The organism is Kitasatospora sp. NPDC001309, from assembly GCF_042896295.1.
Lineage (GTDB): Bacteria > Actinomycetota > Actinomycetes > Streptomycetales > Streptomycetaceae > Kitasatospora.
On record NZ_JBIAXC010000042.1, the window covers coordinates 56466 to 76344 of the forward strand.

Below are 19879 nucleotides of genomic sequence, written 5' to 3' on the forward strand. Positions count from 1 at the left end.
CGCCCTACAGCTTCTCGACCGGCGCGTAGCGCAGCACCAGCCGCTTGCGGCCGCCCGAGCCGAAGTCCACCTCGGCCTGCGCGTTGTCGCCGGCGCCCGTCACGCCCACCACGGTGCCCAGCCCGAAGGTGTCGTGGGTGACCCGGTCGCCGACGGCGAGCGAGGCGACCTCGCGCTCCACGACCTTGCCGCCGCGCCGCACCGACTGCCCCCAGCCCGCCTTCGGCGCGGCCGAAGCGGACGACGAGGACCGCGAACTCCCGCCCCCGGACGAGGACTTGCCCCAGGAGGAGCCCGAGGAGAAGCCGCGCTGGACCGGCGCCTGGGCCGCCCCCGTCCGCTTCCACTCGACCAGCGCCCCCGGGATCTCCTCCAGGAACCGCGAGGCCGGGTTGTAGGCCGGCTGCCCCCAGGCACTGCGCAGCACCGAACGGGTCAGGTAGAGCCGCTCGCGGGCCCGGGTGAGGCCGACGTACGCGAGCCGGCGCTCCTCCTCCAGCTCCTTGACCTGGTTGAGCGCCCGCATGTGCGGGAAGATCCCGTCCTCCATGCCGGTCAGGAAGACGACCGGGAACTCCAGGCCCTTGGCGGTGTGCAGGGTCATCATCGTGATGACGCCCTGGCCCTCCTCGTCGTCGTCCGGGATCTGGTCGGAGTCGGCGACCAGCGCGACCCGCTCCAGGAAGTCGGCCAGCGAGCCGACCGGCGGCGCGCCGTCCTCCCCAGCGTCCGGCCGCTCGCCCGGGTCCTGCTCGTACTCCAGCGCCACCGACGCGAGTTCCTGGAGGTTCTCCACCCGGGTCTCGTCCTGCGGGTCGGTGGAGGCCTGGAGCTCGGCCAGGTAGCCGGTCTCCTCCAGGACGGCCTCCAGCACCGCCGCCGGGCCCGCGCCCGACTCGACGACCTGGCGCAGCCCGGCCATCAGGACGTTGAACTTCTTGACGGCGTTGGCCGAGCGCGCGGCCATCCCGTACGCCTCGTCGACCCGCACCAGCGCCTGGGCGAAGGAGATCCGCTCCCGGGCGGCCAGCGCGTCGACCATCGCCTCGGCCCGCTCACCGATGCCGCGCTTGGGCACGTTGAGGATCCGGCGCAGCGGCACGGTGTCCTCCGGGTTGGAGAGCACCCGCAGGTAGGCCAGGACGTCCCGGACCTCCTTGCGCTCGTAGAAGCGCACCCCGCCGACCACCTTGTACGGCAGGCCGACCCGGATGAACACCTCCTCGAACACCCGGGACTGGGCGTTGGTGCGGTAGAAGATCGCGACGTCGCCGGGCTTGGCCTCGCCCTTGTCGGTGAGCCGGTCGATCTCGTCGGCGATGAACTGGGCCTCGCCGTGCTCGTCGTCCGCGACGTAGCCGACCACCTTCTCGCCGTGGTCCCCGGCCGTCCAGAGCTTCTTCTCGCGCCGGTTGGCGTTGCGCTCGATGACGGCGTTGGCGGCGCTCAGGATGGTCTGGGTGGAGCGGTAGTTCTGCTCCAGCAGGATCGTGGTCGCGTTCGGGTAGTCCTCCTCGAACTGGAGGATGTTGCGGATGGTCGCGCCGCGGAAGGCGTAGATCGACTGGTCCGCGTCACCGACCACGCACAGCTCGGCGGGCGGCACCTCGGCGAGGTGCGCGGCGGCCGGGTTCACGAACTCGCCGTCCACGGTGCGCTTGGGGGCGGCCGCGACCGAGCCCCCGCTCAGCTCGCGGACCAGCATGTACTGGGCGTGGTTGGTGTCCTGGTACTCGTCGACCAGGATGTGCCGGAACCGGCGGCGGTAGTGCTCGGCGACGTCCGGGAAGGCCTGCAGCAGGTTCACCGTCGTCATGATGATGTCGTCGAAGTCGAGCGCGTTGGCCTCGCGCAGCCGCCGCTGGTAGAGCGCGTACGCCTCGGCGAGCTTCTTCTCCATCGGGTTGGCGGCCTGGTCGGCGAAGGTCTCCTCGTCGATCAGCTCGTTCTTGAGGTTGCTGACCTTCGCCGTGAAGGACTTCGGCGGGAACTGCTTGGGGTCCAGGTCGAGGTCGCGGCAGACCAGCGACATCAGCCGCTGGGAGTCGGCCGAGTCGTAGATCGAGAAGCTGGAGGTGAAGCCCAGCAGCTTGGACTCGCGGCGCAGGATCCGCACGCAGGCGCTGTGGAAGGTGGACACCCACATCGCCCGGGCGCGCGGGCCGACCAGCGCCTCGACGCGCTCGCGCATCTCGCCCGCGGCCTTGTTGGTGAAGGTGATCGCCAGGATCTCGCCCGGCTGCACCCCGCGGGCGCCCAGCAGGTGGGCGATCCGGTGGGTCAGCACCCGGGTCTTGCCGGAGCCGGCGCCGGCCACGATCAGCAGCGGCGAGCCGGCGTGCAGCACGGCCTCGCGCTGGGGGTCGTTCATCCCCTCCAGCAGCTGCGCCGGGTCGACCACCGTGCGCGCGGCGCCGTTGCGGTACCAGGCGTCCCGCTCGGCCTCGGCGGCGCCACCCGGCTGATTGAAAGCAGTCGTGTGGAACAGCCCGTCCGGGATCGCCTCCTCGTACGCGTCGTACGGGACCTCGTCCTCGTACGGCGGGGGCTCCTCGTCGGCGGCGGCGACGGGCACGGCGGGCTGCTTCGACCCGGCGGCGGGTGCCTCGAAACCGGGGAGCGGGAGGTCGTCAAAGAGGCTACTCATGGCAATGACGAGTCTATGGCCACCCACCGACAAGCCCGCCCGCCCCGGGGGATCCGGGGCGGGCGGGCTCGGCCGGCAGGTCAGACCAGGCGGCGGGCGGTGGCCCAGCGGGTGAGCTCGTGGCGGTTGCTGAGCTGGAGCTTGCGCAGGACGGCGGAGACGTGGCTCTCGACGGTCTTCACCGAGATGAAGAGCTGCTTGGCGATCTCCTTGTAGGCGTAGCCGCGGGCGATCAGCCGCAGCACCTCGCGCTCGCGCTGGGTGAGCCGGTCCAGGTCCTCGTCCACCGGCGGGGTGTCGGTGGCGGCGAAGGCGTCCAGGACGAAGCCGGCCAGCCGGGGCGAGAAGACCGCGTCGCCGTCGCCGATCCGGAAGATCGCGTCGACCAGGTCGGTGCCGGTGATGGTCTTGGTGACGTAGCCGCGGGCTCCGCCGCGGATCACACCGATGACGTCCTCGGCGGCGTCCGAGACGGAGAGCGCCAGGAACTTCACTCCCCCCTGCTCGCCCATCACGCCGGCCGAGCGGCGCAGCACCTCGACGCCGCCGCCGCCGGGCAGGTGGACGTCGAGCAGGACGACGTCCGGCCTGGTCTCGGCGACCACCCGGACCGCCGAGTCCACGTCGTCGGCCTCGCCCACCACGTCGATCCCGGTCACGTCGGTGCGGCCGATCTCGGCCCGGACCCCCGTCCGGAACATCCGGTGGTCGTCCACCAGCACGACCCTGGCCGTCCGCCCCGGCTCTGCCTCAGTCATTCGTTCTCTCCATCTCCAGCTCGACCTCGGTGCCGCCGCCCGCCGCCGGCCGCACCCGCGCGGTGCCGCCGTGCCGCTTCATCCGGCCGATGATCGACTCCCGTACGCCCATCCGGTCCTCGGGCACCGTGTCGGGGTCGAAGCCGGGTCCGTGGTCGCGGATGAACACCGACACCGTCCTCCCCTCCACCTCGGCGTAGACCTGGACCGGTCCCCCGCCACCGTACTTGGCCGCGTTGACGGTCGCCTCCCTCGCGGCCTGCATCTGTGCCGCGACTTTCTCGTCCATCGGGCAGTCGCCGACGATGACCAGCTCGACCGGGACGCCGTGCCGGTCCTCGACCTCGGCGACGGCGGCGCGCAGGGTCTCCGCCATGGTGTCCGGCGCGGCCTCGGCGGCGGCCTCCGGGCGGTACAGCCACAGCCGCAGCTCGCGCTCCTGGGAGCGGGCCAGCCGGAGCACCTCCTTGGGGTCCTCGGCCCGGCGCTGGATCAGGGTGAGGGTGTGCAGCACCGAGTCGTGGATGTGCGCGGCGATCTCGGCGCGCTCCTGGGCCCGGATGCGGGCGGTGCGCTCGGCGCCGAGGTCCTGCCAGAGCCGCAGGCCGTACGGGCCGAGCAGCACCAGCACGCCGGCCAGCACGGCGAGCGAGGCCTCGATCACCGAGCCGAGGGTGGAGCCGCTGCCCTGCATGGCGAGCAGCGCGATGGTGCCGACCACCGCGAGCAGCACGCCCGCGCCGACCCGGGTGTAGGCGCTGCGGCGCTTCTCGCCCTCCTCGATGCCGAACCAGCGCTGCCAGCGCGAGTCGTCGGCCTGCCGCCAGACCAGCGCGACGCCGACGCCGATCGCCAGCAGCGGCCAGGTGTACGGCTTGGCGGTCTGCCAGCCGAGCACGTTCAGCAGCGCGATCAGGCCGATCACGACCATGACCAGGGCGGCGAGCTGGCCGATGCCGCCCTGCCCGGTCCGGCCGCCGGGCCGGGTGCCGGCCTCGCCCTCGCCCTCCGCGGCGGTGGCGGTGGCGGCCGCGACCGGCTCGCCCTGGAGCGCGTGCTGGAGCAGTTCGCGCAGCCGGCCGACCCACCCGCCGCCGCCCGACTTGGTCACCGGGGTGCCCGGCCGCAGCCAGGGCGAGGTCGGGACGTAGACGCCGTTGACGTTCACCCAGTGGGTGCCGCCGCGCTGCGAGGGCTCGCCGATGCCGATCGGCACCACGAACCAGAACGCCGCGTACAGCAGCGCCCCGATCCCCTGCGCGAAGAACAGCAGCACGAAGGCCAGCCGGACCCAGCGGACGGGCAGCCCGAGGTGCACCGCCAGGCCGTGCGCGACGCCGCCCAGCATCCGCCCCTGCGGGCTGCGGTAGAGCCGGCGGTAGGGCGGCCGACCGTCGGCGGGCGCGTTCGGGTCGGCGCCGGCCGGCGCCGCGGCGTCGGGGGCGAGGGGGCGGGGATCGGTACCGGGTGCTGCCACGTCACCGATGGTTCCACGCGGGCGCCTCCGGGCGCATCAGGGTGGCGCCCCCAGTCCTCTCAGGGAGAAGTCAGGGTAGGGACAGGGCCCTACCCGGTTGGGTCCGCCCGCCCGCTGCCGGAAGGATGGTGCCCATGACCGAGGACCACATCCAGGAGGCCGGGCCCACCGCCCCGCCGGAACCGGAGCGCCCGCCGCTCACCAGGACCGAGCACCACCGCGTGGTGGCCGGCGTCTGCGGCGGCCTCGGACGGCACCTGGACATCGACCCGGTGGTGTTCCGGGTGGTCACCGTGGTGCTCTGCCTCTCCGGCGGCCTCGGACTCTTCCTGTACGGCCTGGCCTGGCTGATCGTCCCGACCGAGGCCGGCGAGGGCAAGGGCCGCGGCGGGCGCACCGAGCTCCAGCGGGTACTGACCGGCCGGGTCGACGGCCAGTCGATCGGCGCGGTCCTGCTGACCGTGATCGGCACCGGGGTGTTCTTCTCCTCGATGGGCGACGGCGACCAGCTGTTCCCGCTGCTGCTGCTCGGCGGCCTGGTCTTCCTGGCGGTGCGCTACGACCCGGAGCGCCGCCGCGGCGGCTTCCGGGGCCGCGGCCGCCGCCGCGGCGGCCCGTACGACCGGCACTTCCCCGATGCCGAGGGCCAGGGCTGGCCGTCGGACGAGGCCCGGGCCCGGCACGCCGCCGCGCAGGCCGCCGGGACCGTCCCCGCCGACTCCCCCGCCCCCGGCCCGAGCGGCTACCTGTGGGACCCCCGCCACCCCGAGCGCAACCCGTACGGCGCCACCGACCAGGGCGGCACCCCGCCGCCCGGTGCGGGCCCCAAGGTGCCGCCGCCGGGCGGCCCGGCCCAGGCCTGGTGGCAGCGGGCCGACCTCCCGGCCGGCGACCCGCTGCGCAAGGAGCGTCCGGAGCGGCGCGAGCCGGCCGTCGTCCGGCACCCCAAGGAGCGCTCGCCGCTCGGCTTCTTCGGCTTCCTGCTGGCGATCGGCGCCGCCACCGCGGTCTGGTCCGCCTCGGTCGGCCACACCGACGTCACCAGGCTGAGCACCGTGGTGCTGGCCACCGGGCTGCTGGTGATCGGCCTGACCCTGCTGCTGGCCGCGAAGTTCGGCAAGGCCCGCAAGCTCGCGGTGCTGGGCCTGCTGACCACCCTGGCGCTGGCCTTCGCCGGCCACTCGCCGCACACCGTGCAGGACGCCGTCGGCGACCGCACCTGGACGGTCGCCGCGGCCACGGACCTCAAGGACCGCTACAACCTCGGCGCCGGCAACATCCGGCTGGACCTCTCCCGGCTGGACCCGGCCGGTGGCACCGTCGCCACCAAGGTCGACCTCGGGGCCGGCGAACTGGTGGTCACCGTGCCGGCCGACGTCACGGTGGACCTGGTCGCCCGGGTCGGCCTGGGCAACGTGACCGTCCCCGGCGGCCAGGGCGGCGGCACCGGACGGCACGTCTACCAGCTCGGCCCGGTGGACGGCCGCCCGTCCAAGGGCACCATCGATCTCCAACTCGGCATCGGCATCGGCGACATCAAGGTGGTCCAGCAGTGAGGAAGCACCGGCTCGACCTGTTCTCGCTGATCGCGGGCGGGCTGTTCACCGTGATCGCCGTGCTCTACCTGGTGGCGGCGCTCAACGACCGGTCGGTGAACGGACGCGTCGTCGTCCCGGTCACCTTCATCGTGCTCGGCGTCGGCGGCCTGGCCGGCGCGGTCGCCGCGGTGGCCCGGCGGGGCCGGCCGGACCGCGACGAGTAGGGCGTGCCGTGCGGCTCAGCTCTGCTGCGGGCCCAGGGTCAGCTTGTCGCCGTTCCGGCTGACGGCGTAGCGGGGCAGCGGTTTGACCGCCGGGCCGTTGACCACGGCGCCGGTCGCGGCGTCGAAGCGGGAGCCGTGGCAGGGGCAGTACAGCTGGCCGTTCTTCGGGGCGTCCACCGCGCAGCCGGAGTGGGTGCAGACGGCGGAGAAGGCGCAGTACTGGCCGGCCTTGGGCTGCACGATGTAGACGCCGTCCCCGGTGGCCGGGTCCTTGACCTGGGCCGAGCCGCCGACCGGCACGCTCGCCGCGGCGACGCTGGGGGCGGGCGCGGCGGGCGCCGTCGCGGTGCCGCCGGGGGCCGGGGCCGCGGACTGCTTGGGCGCGGCCTTGCCGCCGCGGCCGAAGGTGCGGGTGAGCGAGCCGGTCAGCAGCCCGGCGCCGCCGATCGCGACCGCCGCGATGCCGCCGTCCACCAGCGCCCGGCGCTTGACGTGCTCCTCGGTCAGCCCGCGCTCGCGGTCCCGGCCGGCCCGGCGGGCGAGGTAGCCGTCCACCGACAGGTACGGCGTGCCGGCCAGCAGCAGCGGGGTCCAGGCCATCAGGTAGCCGAGGTCGTTGCCGAGGTAGTACGGCGAGACGTTCCAGCTGACGGTCAGCCACAGGCTGACGTTGATCAGCGCGCCGCCGAGCGCCGCGATCCGGCCCCAGAGGCCGAGCAGGGTGCCGAGGCCGACCGCCAGTTCACCGAAGGCGATGGCCAGCGCGGACAGCGTCGGCGAGTCCAGCGCGGGGCCGAGCAGGAAGCCGATCGGGCTGCCGCCCGCCTTGGCGGCCTGCGTCTGCGAGACGAAGGAGGCCGGGTCGCCGGCGCCGGCCAGGAAGTGCGCGTCGGAGAGCTTGTCCAGGGCGGCGTAGACGAAGGTGACGCCGAGGAACAGCCGCAGCGGCAGCAACGCGTACCTGGACGCGAACGCCCGCCGCTGGGCCGCCCGGTCGGCCCGGCCGGCCGGCCCTCCGTCGATCGCCTCGGAGTCGCTGACCTCCGACATCCCGCACACCTTCCCTCGCGGCCTGCCACTCCCTGACAGGTCCGGTCCGCATTCTGCCCGCTCCTGCACGCTTTCGGTGGGACGTACCGGGGCCGGGGCCGAGAACGGCCGCGCCGCCGTTCCCTTCACTACGGGAACGACGGCGCGGCTGTTCAGGCTTCGCGGGGAGTGCTCACTCCCACTCGATGGTGCCCGGCGGCTTGCTGGTGACGTCGACGACGACGCGGTTGACGTCGCGGACCTCGTTGGTGATCCGGGTGGAGATCTTCGCCAGCACGTCGTACGGCAGGCGCGACCAGTCGGCGGTCATGGCGTCCTCGGAGGAGACCGGACGCAGCACGATCGGGTGACCGTAGGTGCGGCCGTCGCCCTGCACGCCCACGCTGCGCACGTCGGCGAGCAGCACGACCGGGCACTGCCAGATCTCGCGGTCCAGGCCGGCCGCGGTCAGCTCCTCGCGGGCGATCGCGTCGGCGTCGCGGAGCAGGTCCAGACGCTCCTGGGTGACCTCGCCGACGATCCGGATGCCCAGGCCCGGGCCCGGGAACGGCTGGCGCTGGACGATCTCCTCCGGCAGGCCCAGCTCCTGGCCGACCATCCGGACCTCGTCCTTGAACAGCTGGCGCAGCGGCTCGACCAGCTGGAACTGGAGGTCCTCGGGCAGGCCGCCGACGTTGTGGTGGGACTTGATGTTGGCGGTGCCGGTGCCGCCGCCAGACTCCACCACGTCCGGGTACAGGGTGCCCTGGACCAGGAAGTCGACCGACTCGCCGTTGGCGCCGGCCTCGGCCACGATCTCGGCCTGGGCCTGCTCGAAGACCCGGATGAACTCGCGGCCGATGATCTTGCGCTTCTCCTCGGGGTCGGTGACCCCCTTGAGCGCGCCCAGGAAGCGCTCCGAGGCGTCGACGACCTTGAGCTGGACGCCGGTGGCGGCCACGAAGTCCTTCTCGACCTGCTCGGTCTCGCCCTTGCGCATCAGGCCGTGGTCGACGTAGACGCAGGTCAGCCGGTCGCCGATGGCCTTGTTGACCAGGGCCGCGGCGACCGCGGAGTCCACGCCGCCGGACAGGCCGCAGATCGCGCGCTTGTTGCCGACCTGCGCGCGGATCAGGGCGATCTGCTCCTCGACCACGCTGCCGGTGGTCCAGGTCGGGGCGATGCCGGCGCCGCGGTAGAGGAAGTGCTCCAGGATCTGCTGGCCGTGGTCGGAGTGCAGCACCTCGGGGTGGTACTGGACGCCGTACAGCCGGGCCTCGTCGTTCTCGAAGGCCGCGACCGGGACCACCTCGGTGGACGCGGTGACGGTGAAGCCCTCGGGGGCGGCGGAGCAGGCGTCGCCGTGCGACATCCACACCGAGTGCTCCGCCGGGACGCCCTCGAACAGGGTGGAGCCGGTGCGGGAGACCTTCAGCGGGGTGCGGCCGTACTCGCGGGCGCCGCTGTTGTCGACGGTGCCGCCCAGGGTCTTGGCCATCAGCTGGAAGCCGTAGCACATGCCGAAGACCGGGACACCGGCCTCGAAGATCGCACGGTCGAGCTGCGGCGCGCCCTCTTCGTAGACCGACGACGGACCGCCGGAGAGGATGATCGCCTTGGGGTTCTTGGCGAGCATCTCGGCGACCGGCATGCTGCTCGGCACGATCTCGCTGTAGACCCGCGCCTCACGCACCCGACGGGCGATGAGCTGGGCGTACTGGGCACCGAAGTCGACCACCAGGACGGTGTCGTTGTCCGGCACGGACTGGACGGGAATTGCAGAGGACACAGACGGCCTTCCGGCAGCGGTATCAGCGGTATCGAGGTGTCGCGCGCAGCCGCCTCCCCGACGGAGGGCAGCGGCGGCGGACGGGTGTGGGTGTCTGGACACCGATTCTACCGGGCTGTCCGGTTTCACTCGTCTGCACGTCCAAAGGACCGTGACCGGGCGGGGCCGCCCTTCGTTGCTTCTGACGACCGCACGAGTGCGCCGCGTCCGCCAGACGCGCCGCCACCGCCCCGACCGGGGCACCGCCGTGCGGGTGCAGGACCACGCGTGGAGCTTCACCCCAGTCCACCGGCGCATGTGGCGCCGCCGCCCCGGCCCGCCGGGGAGCGGCTCCGTGGGACCGTGCGCGGGTGCCGCGGCCGGCCAGCAGGGGACAGCGACCCCGGCCGCGACTGGGCCGAGAGGTGGGACGGCCGGCTCCCCGGGGACGCCCGGGACCGGCCGTCGCACCGCCCTTCGATCCGCCCTTCGATCCGGGCCGCGCCCCGGGCGCACCACCCCCGCCGTCCCGCGCTGCTACGCGCGTCCCCGTGCGCCGCAACCCCCCAGATCACTACTCACCGTGATCATTCGACGCGGTGCCGCCGGTAAATGGACTGTGCCGAACTGTGCCGAATCGGTTGCAGAACGGCCCCTCCGTCCACCACGATGCTCGGTGTGACCGGTTCTCCCGGCGGCCGGCAGGCCTCCCGTGGGGCCCCGGACCATGGCCTCCGCAGTCGCCGTCCGGAACGACGACAGCGGTCGTCACCTCACGCTCCGTGAGCGAGGGACCGGCGCAGACCTGCCCGCCGACCACGCCGCACGGAGCCGCGCGTCCCGCGCCACCGGCCACCCACGCCGGCGCCGCACGGGCGCACCACGAGCCGACCGACCCGACGGCGCTCCTCCCCCGGCGCCGTCACCCCCCAGCACCGGCGCAGCCCTGACGCCGCGTGCTGAGCGACAAAGGGCCCCGTTCCCCCGCGGGGCCCTTTGCCCTTTCCGCGGCACGCTTCTCCGCCGGGCGCCGGCCCTAGGGTTCGTCTTCAAACTCCCGTCGTTCGCCCGGAGGGCGGGCGGGGCGGCGTTGGGGTGCGTGCATCGCAAGGCGGAGGAGGGAGCCCAATGCAGCGCATTGGCGACCGACGACAACGCGGCGAGGCGCGTGCCCCGGCGTCGGCCCGCAGACGGGAGTTTGAAGACGGACCCTAAGGGTGGTCGCGCCAGACCGTCGGGTCCACCGGCTCCTCGCCCGGCCGCGCCTCGGCGGGGGCCGGGGCCGGCGGCACCTCGTGCGAGCCGATCACCTCGCTGACCCCGGCCACCACCGACGCCTCCGCCACCGGCGCGTCCGCCACCGGCCCGGGCGGCGGCGCCTGGGCCGGCACCGCTCCGTAGGGCGGCCCCGCCGGGTACGGCGCCTCCGGCGGCACCGTCCCGTGCGTCCCGTGCGTCCCGTACGCCGCCGAGCCGTACGGCGCCGCGCCGTACAGCGCCGCGTCGCGACCGCCGAGCGCCGCCAGCAGCGCGGGCACCAGCAGCGCACCCACCGCCGCCCAGACCGCGCTGGCCACCAGCACGCCGAGGAACACCAGGCCGACCGAGGTGTCCTGGGTGGTGACCGAGCGGTTCGAGCCGCCCCAGCCGCTGGAGTCCGGCGCCAGGAAGGACATCGCCGAGCTGGTCAGCCCGCCGGACGCCGCCGTCAGCCCGGTCAGCAGCACGGCATACACCACCGCCAGCCGGACCCGGTCGGCCGCGTCCAGCCGCCGCCGGTGGGCCGTCCAGCCGAGCAGCACCGCCCCGGCGAGCGCCAGCAGGGCGGCCCAGCGCCAGTCGGCGCTCTGGTCGTGCAGGTCGAAGAAGGAGAACTCCGTCCGGCGGCCGCCGGGATCGCCCCAGCCCGGGGCGTCCCCGCCCAGGCTGGTGCCCGCCCGGAGGGTCGCGCCCGAGCCCAGGCCGAGCAGCCCCAGGCCGAGGTTGGGCAGGAAGGCCAGCGAGACCGCCGTCTGCCAGCCCCGGTCGCTGTTGGCCGCGACCAGCACGAAGGCCGTCACCGAGGCCAGGCCCAGGGTCAGCGCCAGCGCCTGGCCGGCCGTCAGCGCCGCGACCGCCCAGCCGCGCACCGAGCGGTTGCGCCAGGCGGCCCAGCGCAGCGCGTCGGTGCCGTAGACGGCGAAGGCCAGCAGCCCGCCGAGCAGGACGGTCCAGCCGACCGCCCAGAGCCAGCCGGAGCCGGTGCTGTACGTCGGCTTCCCCAGGCTCAGCGCGGTGCCGTAGTAGTCCGGGTTCCGTGCGGCCGTCGCGGGCTGCCAGCTGGTGCTGCCGACCAGGCCGAGCACCGCGGTCACCAGGCCGAGCACCACCGCCGTGCGCAGCGCCTCGCCGCCGGCCTGGCCGCGGGTCAGCTGGGTGCCGTCCGCCTTGCGCCGGCGCCGCCCGGCCCGCAGGCCGAGCCAGAGGGCCAGGCCCCACAGGACGGTGACGGTCATCGGCACCACCCAGAAGGTGACGTCCAGGCCCTCCGAGCGGCCCCGGCCGACCGGGCTCCGGAGGCCGAGCCGGAACGGCGCCCCGAGCGCGTTCAGCGCCATCGCCAGGGTGGCGAGGAGGCGGTCGCCGAAGTCGGGCGTCGGGAAGGTCCGGTCGTAGGTGTAGTCGCTCGGGATCGCCGCGACCAGCGCGGCCAGCAGCAGCACCAGGGTCGGGGCGACGGCGGCCCGCAGGGCGGGGCGCCAGTCCGGGCCGGCCAGCAGCCGCCGGCCGGGCGAGGACGGCTGGTACGGCCGGCCGGCGCCCCAGCTGCCCAGCGCGGGCGGGCCGCCGACCGGCGGGTACCCGGCGCCCGGCGGCGGGAGGTACCCGGCCGGCGGCACCGGCGGCGCGGCAGGCGGTACCGGCGGTCCGAGCGGCACCGGCACCGGCGGCGCGGCAGACGGCGGGGGCGGGGGCGGCGGCGCCCACGGCCGACCGCAGGAGCCGCAGGCGGGCGCCCCCACCACCCGAGTCGCGCCGCACGATGCGCAGTTGGCCATGGCCGCAGTCCCCCCGCTCGACGAGTTCCTGGTCCCCCAGGGAGCCCGTTTATCCCATCGGACCCGAACGACTGTCAACCGGGAAGCGGCACAGGCGGGTTGGCCCTCCCGGGCGGGTTCAGCCCTGCTTCTTCGGGACCTCCGGGACGGGCAGCAGCGGCAGTCGCAGCGCGCCGAACGCGCCCTCCGGCACGGCCGGTCGCACCGGTGCGACCGGCGCGACCCGGTGGTAGGACCCGCCCTGCTCCGGGCGCCGGTCGGCCTCGCCCTTGTTGGGCCACATCGACATCGCGCGCTCGGCCTGCGCGGTGATGGTGAGCGAGGGGTTGACGCCGAGGTTGGCGGAGACCGCCGAGCCGTCCACCACGCTGATCCCCGGGTACCCGTACAGCCGGTGGTACGGGTCGACCACGCCGGTCTCGGGGGCGTCGCCGATCGGGCAGCCGCCGAGGAAGTGGGCGGTCATCGGGATGTCGAAGATCTCGCCGACGGTGCTGCCCGCGAAGCCGTTGATCTCGTCGGCCAGCGCCTGGGCGCCCTTCTCGGCGGCCGGGATCCAGGTCGGGTTGGGGGTGCCGTGGCCCTGGCTGGAGGTGAGCCGGGGCTTGCCGAGCGGGCCCTTCTTGAGCGAGACGGTGATCGAGTTGTCGAGCGACTGCATCACCAGGCCGATGATCGTCTTCTCGGACCAGCCGCGCTGGTTCATCGACCGGGCGAAGGTCACCGGGTGGAGCGCCGAGTTGCCCAGGTAGCGCAGCCAGCGCGGGCCCTTCCCACCGCCCTTGACCTGGGCGATCGACAGCGCGCCCATCGCGTTGGAGCCCTTGCCGTAGCGGACCGGCTCGATGTGGGTGTTGGCGTCCGGGTGGATCGAGGAGGTGATCGCCACCCCCTTGGTGAAGTCCGCCTTGGCGCCGTAGCGCCGGTCGGTGGTCTGCGCGCCCACCAGCGCCTCGGAGTTGGTGCGGGTCAGCTCGCCGAGCCGGGCGGAGATCCGGGGCAGGTGGCCGGCGTCGCGCATCCGGTGCAGCAGCGACTGGGTGCCGTAGGTACCGGCCGCGACCACCACCCGGGCCGCGGTGAGGGTCCGCGCGCCCGCCTTGACCCGGTCGGTCCTCGACCGGGAGTCGGTGCGCCGCACGTCCACCGCGAAGCCGCCCCCGGACTCCCGGATCCGGGCCACGGTGGTGAGCGGGTGGATCTCCGCGCCACCCTGCTCGGCCAGGTACAGGTAGTTCTCGGTGAGCATGTTCTTGGCGCCGTGCCGGCAGCCGGTCATGCACTCGCCGCACTCCACGCAGGCCTTGCGGGCCGGGCCGGCCCCGCCGAAGTACGGGTCGGCGACCTCCTCGCCGGGCGCGCCCTTGGCGGTGCCGTCGGTGTCCTTGCCGTCCCCGAAGAAGACCCCGACCGGCGCCATGTGGAAGGTGTCCCCGACGCCCATCTGCTCGGCCGCCGCCTTGAGGTGGACGTCGGACGGCGTGACGGTCGGGTTCAGCCGGACCCCGAGCATCCGCTGCGCCTGGTCGTAGAACGGCGCCAACTCCTGCTGCCAGTCGGTGATGTGGCGCCACTGGCGATCCTCGAAGAAGGCCTTCGGCGGCACGTACAGGGTGTTGGCGTAGTTCAGCGAACCGCCGCCGACCCCGGCGCCGGCCAGGATCAGCACGTTGGCCAGCAGGTGGATCCGCTGGATGCCGTACAGCCCGAGCTGCGGCGCCCACAGGTAGTTCGGCAGGTCCCAGGAGTTGCGGGGCAGTTCGTCCCGCTCGAAGCGCCGCCCGGCCTCCAGGACGGCGACCCGGTAGCCCTTCTCGGTCAGCCGCAGCGCCGCGACCGAACCGCCGAAGCCGGAGCCGACCACGACCACGTCGTAGTCGAACTCCGCCGCACCGCCGGACTCCACCATCTGCCTCTGCTCCTCGGGGTCGAAAAAGGGGGTCGGACCGGTCGGGGGAACCCCGGCCGGGGGCACCGCTACTTGAACCGCAGCGCCTTGAGCGCCCGCAGCCCGCCGGTCATCACGGCGGCGAACTGCTTGTCGTCCAGGCCGAACGAGGGCGCGATCGGCATCAGCCGCTGGGTCGAGACGGTCTGCGCCTCGGTGAACCGCAGGATGCCGTCGGCGCCGTGCCGCCGGCCCAGACCGGAGTCGCCCATGCCGCCCATCGGCGCGGCGACCGAGCCGTAGGCGGCCGCGTAGGCCTCGTTGACGTTGACCGTCCCGGTGCGCAGCCGGGCCGCGACCGCCCGGCCGCGCCGCAGGTCCCTGGTCCAGACGCTGGAGTTCAGGCCGTACGGCGTGGAGTTGGCGGCGGCCACCGCCTCCTCCTCGGTGTCGAAGCGGTAGACCGAGACGACCGGGCCGAAGGTCTCCTCGCCGCACACCGCCATCTCCGGGGTCACCCCGTCCAGGACGGTGGGTTCGTAGAAGTACGGGCCGAGGTCGGGCCGGGCCCGCCCGCCGGCGAGCACCACGGCACCGGCCTTGACCGCCTCGTCCACGTGCCGGGTGGTGGTGTCCAGCTGCCGGGCGGAGACCAGCGAGCCCATGTCGGCGCCGTACGCCAGACCGCCGCCCAGCCGCAGCGCCTTGGTGCGGGCGACGAACAGCTCCAGGAAGCGGTCGGCCACCGAGCGGTGCACCAGCAGCCGCTCGATCGAGATGCACAGCTGCCCGGCCGAGGAGAAGCAGGCCCGGACGGCGCCCGCGGCGGCCGCCTCCAGGTCGGCGTCGGAGAGCACCAGCATGGCGTTCTTGCCGCCGAGTTCGAGCGAGGCGCCGACCAGCCGGGCGGCGGCGCGCTGGGCGACCTCGCGGCCGGTGCGGGTGGAGCCGGTGAAGGAGACGTAGTCGGCGTGCTCCACCACGGCGGGGCCGATCACCGGGCCGTCGCCGATCACCACCTGCCACAGGTCGGCCGGCAGCCCCGCCTCGATCAGCAGTTCGCGGGCCCACAGGCCGGTCAGCGCGGTCTGGGTGTCGGGCTTGTTGACGACGGCGTTGCCGGCCACGAAGGCGGGCAGCAGGTCGCCGACGCACAGCTCCAGCGGGTAGTTCCACGGCGAGATGTGGCCGATCACGCCCTTGGGGCGGCGGGCCTCCACGGTGTGGGTGAGCACCGGCAGCGCACCGCCGCGGCGCCGGTCCTTGAGGTAGCCCTGCGCGGCGCGCCCGTAGTGCCGGGCGGCCATGGCGACGGCCAGCACCTCCTCGAAGGCGTGCAGCCGGGCCTTGCCGGTCTCCGCCTGCACCAGGTCCAGCACCTCGTCCTGCCGCTTGAGCAGCAGGTCGTGGAAGCGCAGCAGGACGGCGGCCCGGCGGCGCACCGGCAGTGCGGCCCAGGCCGCCTGGGCGCGGCGGGCCAGCTGGAAGGCGACCTCGACGTCGGCCGGGGTGGACTGCGGCAGACCGGCCAGCCGCTCACCGGTCAGCGGGGCGACGGTCTCCACCAGACTGGGCTCGCCGGTCGCGGTGACCCCGCCGGCCAGCCGCTCGACCAGGGACCGGGGCACGGCCGTCGCGACGGTCCGGCCCCCGCCGGGGGCGGCCGGGTTGCCGTCCGCCGGGGCGGCGCCGGGGTGTTCGGTGGCCACTGCATCTGCTGTGAGGTCCGACATACGGCGCAGCCTAGGCCTTCGGGCCCCGGTGCGGTACCCGTCGGTAACAAGAATCTGCCGCAGTCGGGCGAAAGCGGGGCGCTCCGCCCGTACGGCCCGCTCCCCCCCTCCCGGGCCCAGCGGGTCGGGCTCAGCGGATCGGGCTCAGCGGGTCGGGCTCAGCGGGTCGGGCTCAGCGGGTCGGCGTGAAGTGGTTGAGCACCGTGGTGAAGCGCTGCTCGGCCTGCTGCCACTCGCCGTCCTTGTCCGGGCTGGACGCGTAGACCGCGTAGGCGGTGCCGTCCTCGTCGATGAACTCGGTCTCGATCGCCCGCCGGCGCCCGCCCTCCTTGGCCGCGTAGCTGAACTCCCAGGTGGCCGCCTCGTGGCCGTTGACCACGGAGCTCGCCATCCGGAGCTGCTTGTAGTCCTTGAGCGACTTGGAGACGCTGCCCTCCATCTGCCGCATGTGGTCCAGCGGCTTGACGGACTGGCCGACGGTGACCGCGAACTGCAGGTAGTGCACCCGGTTGTCGGGGCTGTAGAAGATCTGGTTGGCGTCGGTGCCGAGGCTGCGCTGCCAGGCCGGACCGCCGGTCGGCAGCGGGAAGCGGAAGCCGGCCTGGTCGTCGACCCAGCGGTAGCCGGCCGGCGCGGGCGCCCCCGGGGCGGGGGTGCCGGTCTGGTCCGGTTCGGTGGGCCCGGCGGTGTCGGGCTGGGTGGTCGGGGTGGGGTCGGCGGTCGAGGAGCCGACCACGTGCCGGGTCGCGAGGAAGGTCGCTGCGGCCGCCAGCAGGCCGACCGCCACCGCGACGGCGACCAGCTTCATCCGGTTGCGGCGCTTGGCCGGACCGCGCACGGGCGCACTGGGGTGCGCGACCGGCGCGCCGACGGCGGTGTGCGCTCCCCCGGGGGCTTCGGGCCCGACCGGGGGTACGGCGGCCGCCACCGCGGTCCCGGCCGGACGCGGGTCCGTCGGCGCCTCCGAAGCGGCCGGGGCGTCCGAGCCCTCCGGCGCCGAGGCCACCGTCCCCTCCGGCCCGGCCGGGCGGTCCACCACCGGCACCGACTGGGTGGGCGTCCGCACCGGACCGACCGTCGACCCGACCGTCTTGAGCCCCATGGTGTGCCCGGCCTGGACCTCGGCCAGCATCCGGGCCGCCTCGTCCGCGTTCGGCCGGTCGGCCGGGTCCTTGGCCATCAGCGCGGCCAGCACCGGGCCGAGCGGACCGGCCCGGCGCGACTCCGGCAGCGGCTCGTCGACCACCGCGGCCAGCGTGGTGATCGGCGAGTCCCGGCGGAACGGCGACTGGCCCTCGACCGCCGCGTACAGCGTCGCCCCGAGGCCCCACAGGTCGGAGGCCGGCCCGGGCCGCTCGCCCTGGGCGCGCTCAGGGGCCAGGTAGTCCGGCGAACCGACCAGGTCACCGGGCCGGGTCAGCTCGGTCGAGCCCTCGTACTTGGCGATGCCGAAGTCCAGCAGCACGACCCGCCCGGTGCCGCGCTCCAGCAGCACGTTGGCCGGCTTGACGTCCCGGTGCAGCACGCCCAGCTGGTGGCCGCGGTGCAGCGCGGCGAGCACCTGGCTGCCGACCTCGGCGGCGGCCCGCGGCGGCAGGGTGCCGTCCTGGCTGATCACGTCGGCCAGCGAGCGGCCGTCGACCAGCTCCATCACGATCCACGGCCGGCCGTCCTGCTCCAGCACGTCGTGCACAGTGATCACACCGGGGTGCTTGATCCGGGCGGCGGCGCTGGCCTCGCGCTTCATCCGGGTGTGCAGGATCTGCAGGTCCTCCTCGGGAAGGTGGTTGACGGTCAGCTCCTTGACCGCGACCTCGCGGTCCAGCATCCGGTCCCAGGCCCGCCAGACCGTCCCCATCCCGCCCCGGCCGAGCCGCTCACCGAGCTCGTACCGCCCGGCCAGCAACCGCTCCGCCTCGGCCGCTTCCGGCCGGTCCTGCACGCCCATCGGCGACCGCTCCCCCTCTCCGCTTCCACCCGCGCCACGACGGCCGAACGACCGCCGCAGACCGCTGTTCGAACAAATCCCACGGACACATTAGGCGCACCGTGCCGAGCCCGGTAATCTCGCCCACCCGCCGGACCGGCGGACCGGCGCGAACCGGGGCCGTCAGCCTGCGAACAGGACCACGGCGACCACGGCCAGCACCAGCAGCAGGAACACTCCTCCGACCAGCAGCGGACCCAGCAGCGCCGGGCGTATCCGGGGGCTCCTCGCACTCCCCGCCCCGGTCTCCGGCGCCGCCGCCGGCCGGGCGCGCCGCCGACGCAGCGGCACCAGCGGCGCGTCCGGCTTCAGTTCGACCTCCCGGGCCGCCCGCTCCCCGTCGGCCGGCTCCGGCGCGCCCACCAGCAGCGCCGCCAGCTCCTCCCGCAGCTCCGCGGCGGTGGGCCGCAGCGTGGGGTCGGGCTGCACCAGCCGCTCGACCGCCGGCGCCACCGGCCCGCAGACCACGGAGGGTTCGCGCCGCCCGTCCCGCACGGCGGTCACCAGCTCGGGCACGCCGAGCTCCGGGAACGGCGAGCGCCCGGTGACCATCCGCTGCAGCAGCACCCCGAGCGCCCAGCAGTCCCCGGCCGGGCCGCCGTCCAGCGGCCAGCGCTCGGCCACCGGACCGGCCAGGGTGGCCCGGACCTCGTAGCGGCGGCGCCCGCCGGGCCCGCCGAGGTCCTCGGCCAGCGCCTCCTGCGCCACCCCGTCCAGCAGGCCGCCGAGCATCGCCGCGCCGTCCTCGCAGACCAGCACCGACTCGGCGGTCACATTGCCGTGGGCGAGCCCGGCCTCGTGCAGCGCCCGCAGCGCGCCGGCCAGGTCGGCGGCCAACTCGGCCGCCCGGTAGGGCGGGAGCGGTCCGGCGGTAAGCAGTTCGGCCAGCGTCCGGCCGGCCGGGCGCTCCTCGACCGTCCACAGCAGCTCGCCCTCGACGAAGGCGCCGACCCCGCGCAGCAGCCGCGGGTGCCACGACGGGGCGGCCGCGCCGACCGCCGCCACCCGCCGCACCAGGCGGTCCCCGTGCCCGGGGTTCGGCTCGTCCGGATCCTGACCCGCCGTCAGCAGCGCGGGCAGCTCCACAGCGCGCAGCAGGACCGTTTCACCGGTCCGCTCGTCCACCGCGCAGGCGCGCAGCAGTTCGGGACGGTCCGTCAGCCGGTACCGCCCCGCCAACAACTGGCCCGGGCCGCCTCGCATGCCAGTTCCTCTCGCTCACCGAGCAGCCTACTGATCGGCTCCTTTACGCTCGGCCCCATGGACTGGACCGATCTGATCGACACCGCCTTCAAGATGGCGGGCAACAGCAACCAAGCCAACCGGGCCGAGGCGGTCCGCACCGTCGAGGCGTCCGTCATCGGGGGCGAGAAGCCCGTCGCCTCCACGGCCGGGCGCCATCCCGACCACTTCCGCAAGGGGGTGCTGGTCCTCACCACCCACCGGCTGCTCTTCCTGAAGGACGGGAAACCTCCGGTACCGGTTCCGCTCGCCGCCGTCACCGACGCCACCGTCGCCCGGACCAAGCTCAACGGCGAGGTGCTGACCGTCGTCGCGCTGACCGGCTCCCACCGCTTCGAGGACGTGGCGAAGGCCGAGGTCTTCGCCGAGCAGGTCCGCGAGGCCGCCCGCCTCGCCCGTACCTCCCCGCCCGCCCCGGCACCCGCTCCCGGGTCCCCGGCCGGCGAGCAGCTCATCGGCCAGCTGGAGCGCCTGGCCGCCCTCCGGGCCTCCGGCGCGCTCACCGACGAGGAGTTCACCCTCGCCAAGCAGCGCCTGCTCGGCTGAACCG

General features: G+C 74.5%; 13 protein-coding genes and 1 pseudogene. 3 read left to right on the forward strand and 11 right to left on the reverse strand.

Features of this window, described 5'->3' with window-relative positions; translation table 11 throughout:
- Nucleotides 1-4: 4 nt before the first annotated feature.
- From pcrA to ACFY2K_RS32850, 3 genes are all read right to left on the reverse strand, one after another.
- Nucleotides 5-2647, reverse strand: a complete 2643-nt coding sequence (gene pcrA / locus ACFY2K_RS32840) for a DNA helicase PcrA (protein ID WP_387716312.1) — start codon at nt 2645-2647, stop codon at nt 5-7.
- Nucleotides 2648-2727: 80 nt separating this feature from the next.
- Nucleotides 2728-3405 carry a LuxR C-terminal-related transcriptional regulator gene (locus ACFY2K_RS32845; protein ID WP_375882185.1) on the reverse strand — a complete coding sequence of 226 codons (678 nt, stop codon included), beginning with the start codon at nt 3403-3405 and terminating at the stop codon, nt 2728-2730.
- Nucleotides 3398-4753 carry a PspC domain-containing protein gene (locus tag ACFY2K_RS32850; protein ID WP_380521319.1) on the reverse strand — a complete coding sequence of 452 codons (1356 nt, stop codon included), beginning with the start codon at nt 4751-4753 and terminating at the stop codon, nt 3398-3400. Before ACFY2K_RS32850 ends, ACFY2K_RS32845 begins: the two co-directional genes overlap by 8 nt.
- A 263-nt stretch (nt 4754-5016) precedes the next feature.
- Between ACFY2K_RS32850 and ACFY2K_RS32855 the strand changes: the two genes are divergently transcribed.
- Nucleotides 5017-6438 (forward strand): PspC domain-containing protein, encoded by a 1422-nt coding sequence (locus ACFY2K_RS32855; RefSeq protein ID WP_380521195.1) that lies wholly within the window; start codon nt 5017-5019, stop codon nt 6436-6438.
- Nucleotides 6435-6644, forward strand: a complete 210-nt coding sequence (locus tag ACFY2K_RS32860) for a hypothetical protein (protein ID WP_375882181.1) — start codon at nt 6435-6437, stop codon at nt 6642-6644. Before ACFY2K_RS32855 ends, ACFY2K_RS32860 begins: the two co-directional genes overlap by 4 nt.
- 15 nt (nt 6645-6659) lie before the next feature.
- Here the strand turns inward: ACFY2K_RS32860 and ACFY2K_RS32865 are convergent, their stop codons facing one another.
- The 8 genes and pseudogenes from ACFY2K_RS32865 to ACFY2K_RS32900 all read right to left on the reverse strand — a co-directional run bounded on the left by ACFY2K_RS32865 (nt 6660) and on the right by ACFY2K_RS32900 (nt 19290).
- Nucleotides 6660-7118, reverse strand: a complete 459-nt coding sequence (locus tag ACFY2K_RS32865; protein ID WP_380521322.1) for a ubiquinol-cytochrome c reductase iron-sulfur subunit — start codon at nt 7116-7118, stop codon at nt 6660-6662.
- 42 nt (nt 7119-7160) lie between these two features.
- Nucleotides 7161-7694, reverse strand: a pseudogene (locus ACFY2K_RS32870) (DoxX family membrane protein); the annotation flags it as partial.
- A gap of 172 nt (nt 7695-7866) precedes the next feature.
- Nucleotides 7867-9435 carry a glutamine-hydrolyzing GMP synthase gene (gene guaA, locus ACFY2K_RS32875; protein WP_387716315.1) on the reverse strand — a complete coding sequence of 523 codons (1569 nt, stop codon included), beginning with the start codon at nt 9433-9435 and terminating at the stop codon, nt 7867-7869.
- 1217 nt (nt 9436-10652) lie between these two features.
- A complete protein-coding gene (locus ACFY2K_RS32880; protein WP_387716317.1) occupies nt 10653-12320 on the reverse strand; it encodes a hypothetical protein in 1668 nt (555 codons plus the stop codon).
- A 277-nt stretch (nt 12321-12597) separates the two neighbouring features.
- A complete protein-coding gene (locus tag ACFY2K_RS32885; protein WP_375882172.1) occupies nt 12598-14388 on the reverse strand; it encodes a GMC oxidoreductase in 1791 nt (596 codons plus the stop codon).
- Nucleotides 14389-14456: 68 nt separating this feature from the next.
- Nucleotides 14457-16100 carry a succinic semialdehyde dehydrogenase gene (locus ACFY2K_RS32890; protein ID WP_387716319.1) on the reverse strand — a complete coding sequence of 548 codons (1644 nt, stop codon included), beginning with the start codon at nt 16098-16100 and terminating at the stop codon, nt 14457-14459.
- A 172-nt stretch (nt 16101-16272) separates the two neighbouring features.
- The gene (locus ACFY2K_RS32895) at nt 16273-18048 is read right to left on the reverse strand and encodes a protein kinase (protein ID WP_387716321.1); all 1776 of its coding nucleotides are present in this window, start codon (nt 18046-18048) and stop codon (nt 16273-16275) included.
- Between the two features lie 162 nt (nt 18049-18210).
- Complete coding sequence (locus ACFY2K_RS32900; RefSeq protein ID WP_380521204.1) at nt 18211-19290, reverse strand: protein kinase; 1080 nt, start codon at nt 19288-19290, stop codon at nt 18211-18213.
- 57 nt (nt 19291-19347) lie between these two features.
- Here ACFY2K_RS32900 and ACFY2K_RS32905 point away from each other — a divergent pair, with 57 nt between their 5' ends.
- Nucleotides 19348-19875, forward strand: a complete 528-nt coding sequence (locus tag ACFY2K_RS32905) for an SHOCT domain-containing protein (RefSeq protein WP_375882160.1) — start codon at nt 19348-19350, stop codon at nt 19873-19875.
- The last annotated feature ends 4 nt before the right edge of the window (nt 19876-19879 follow it).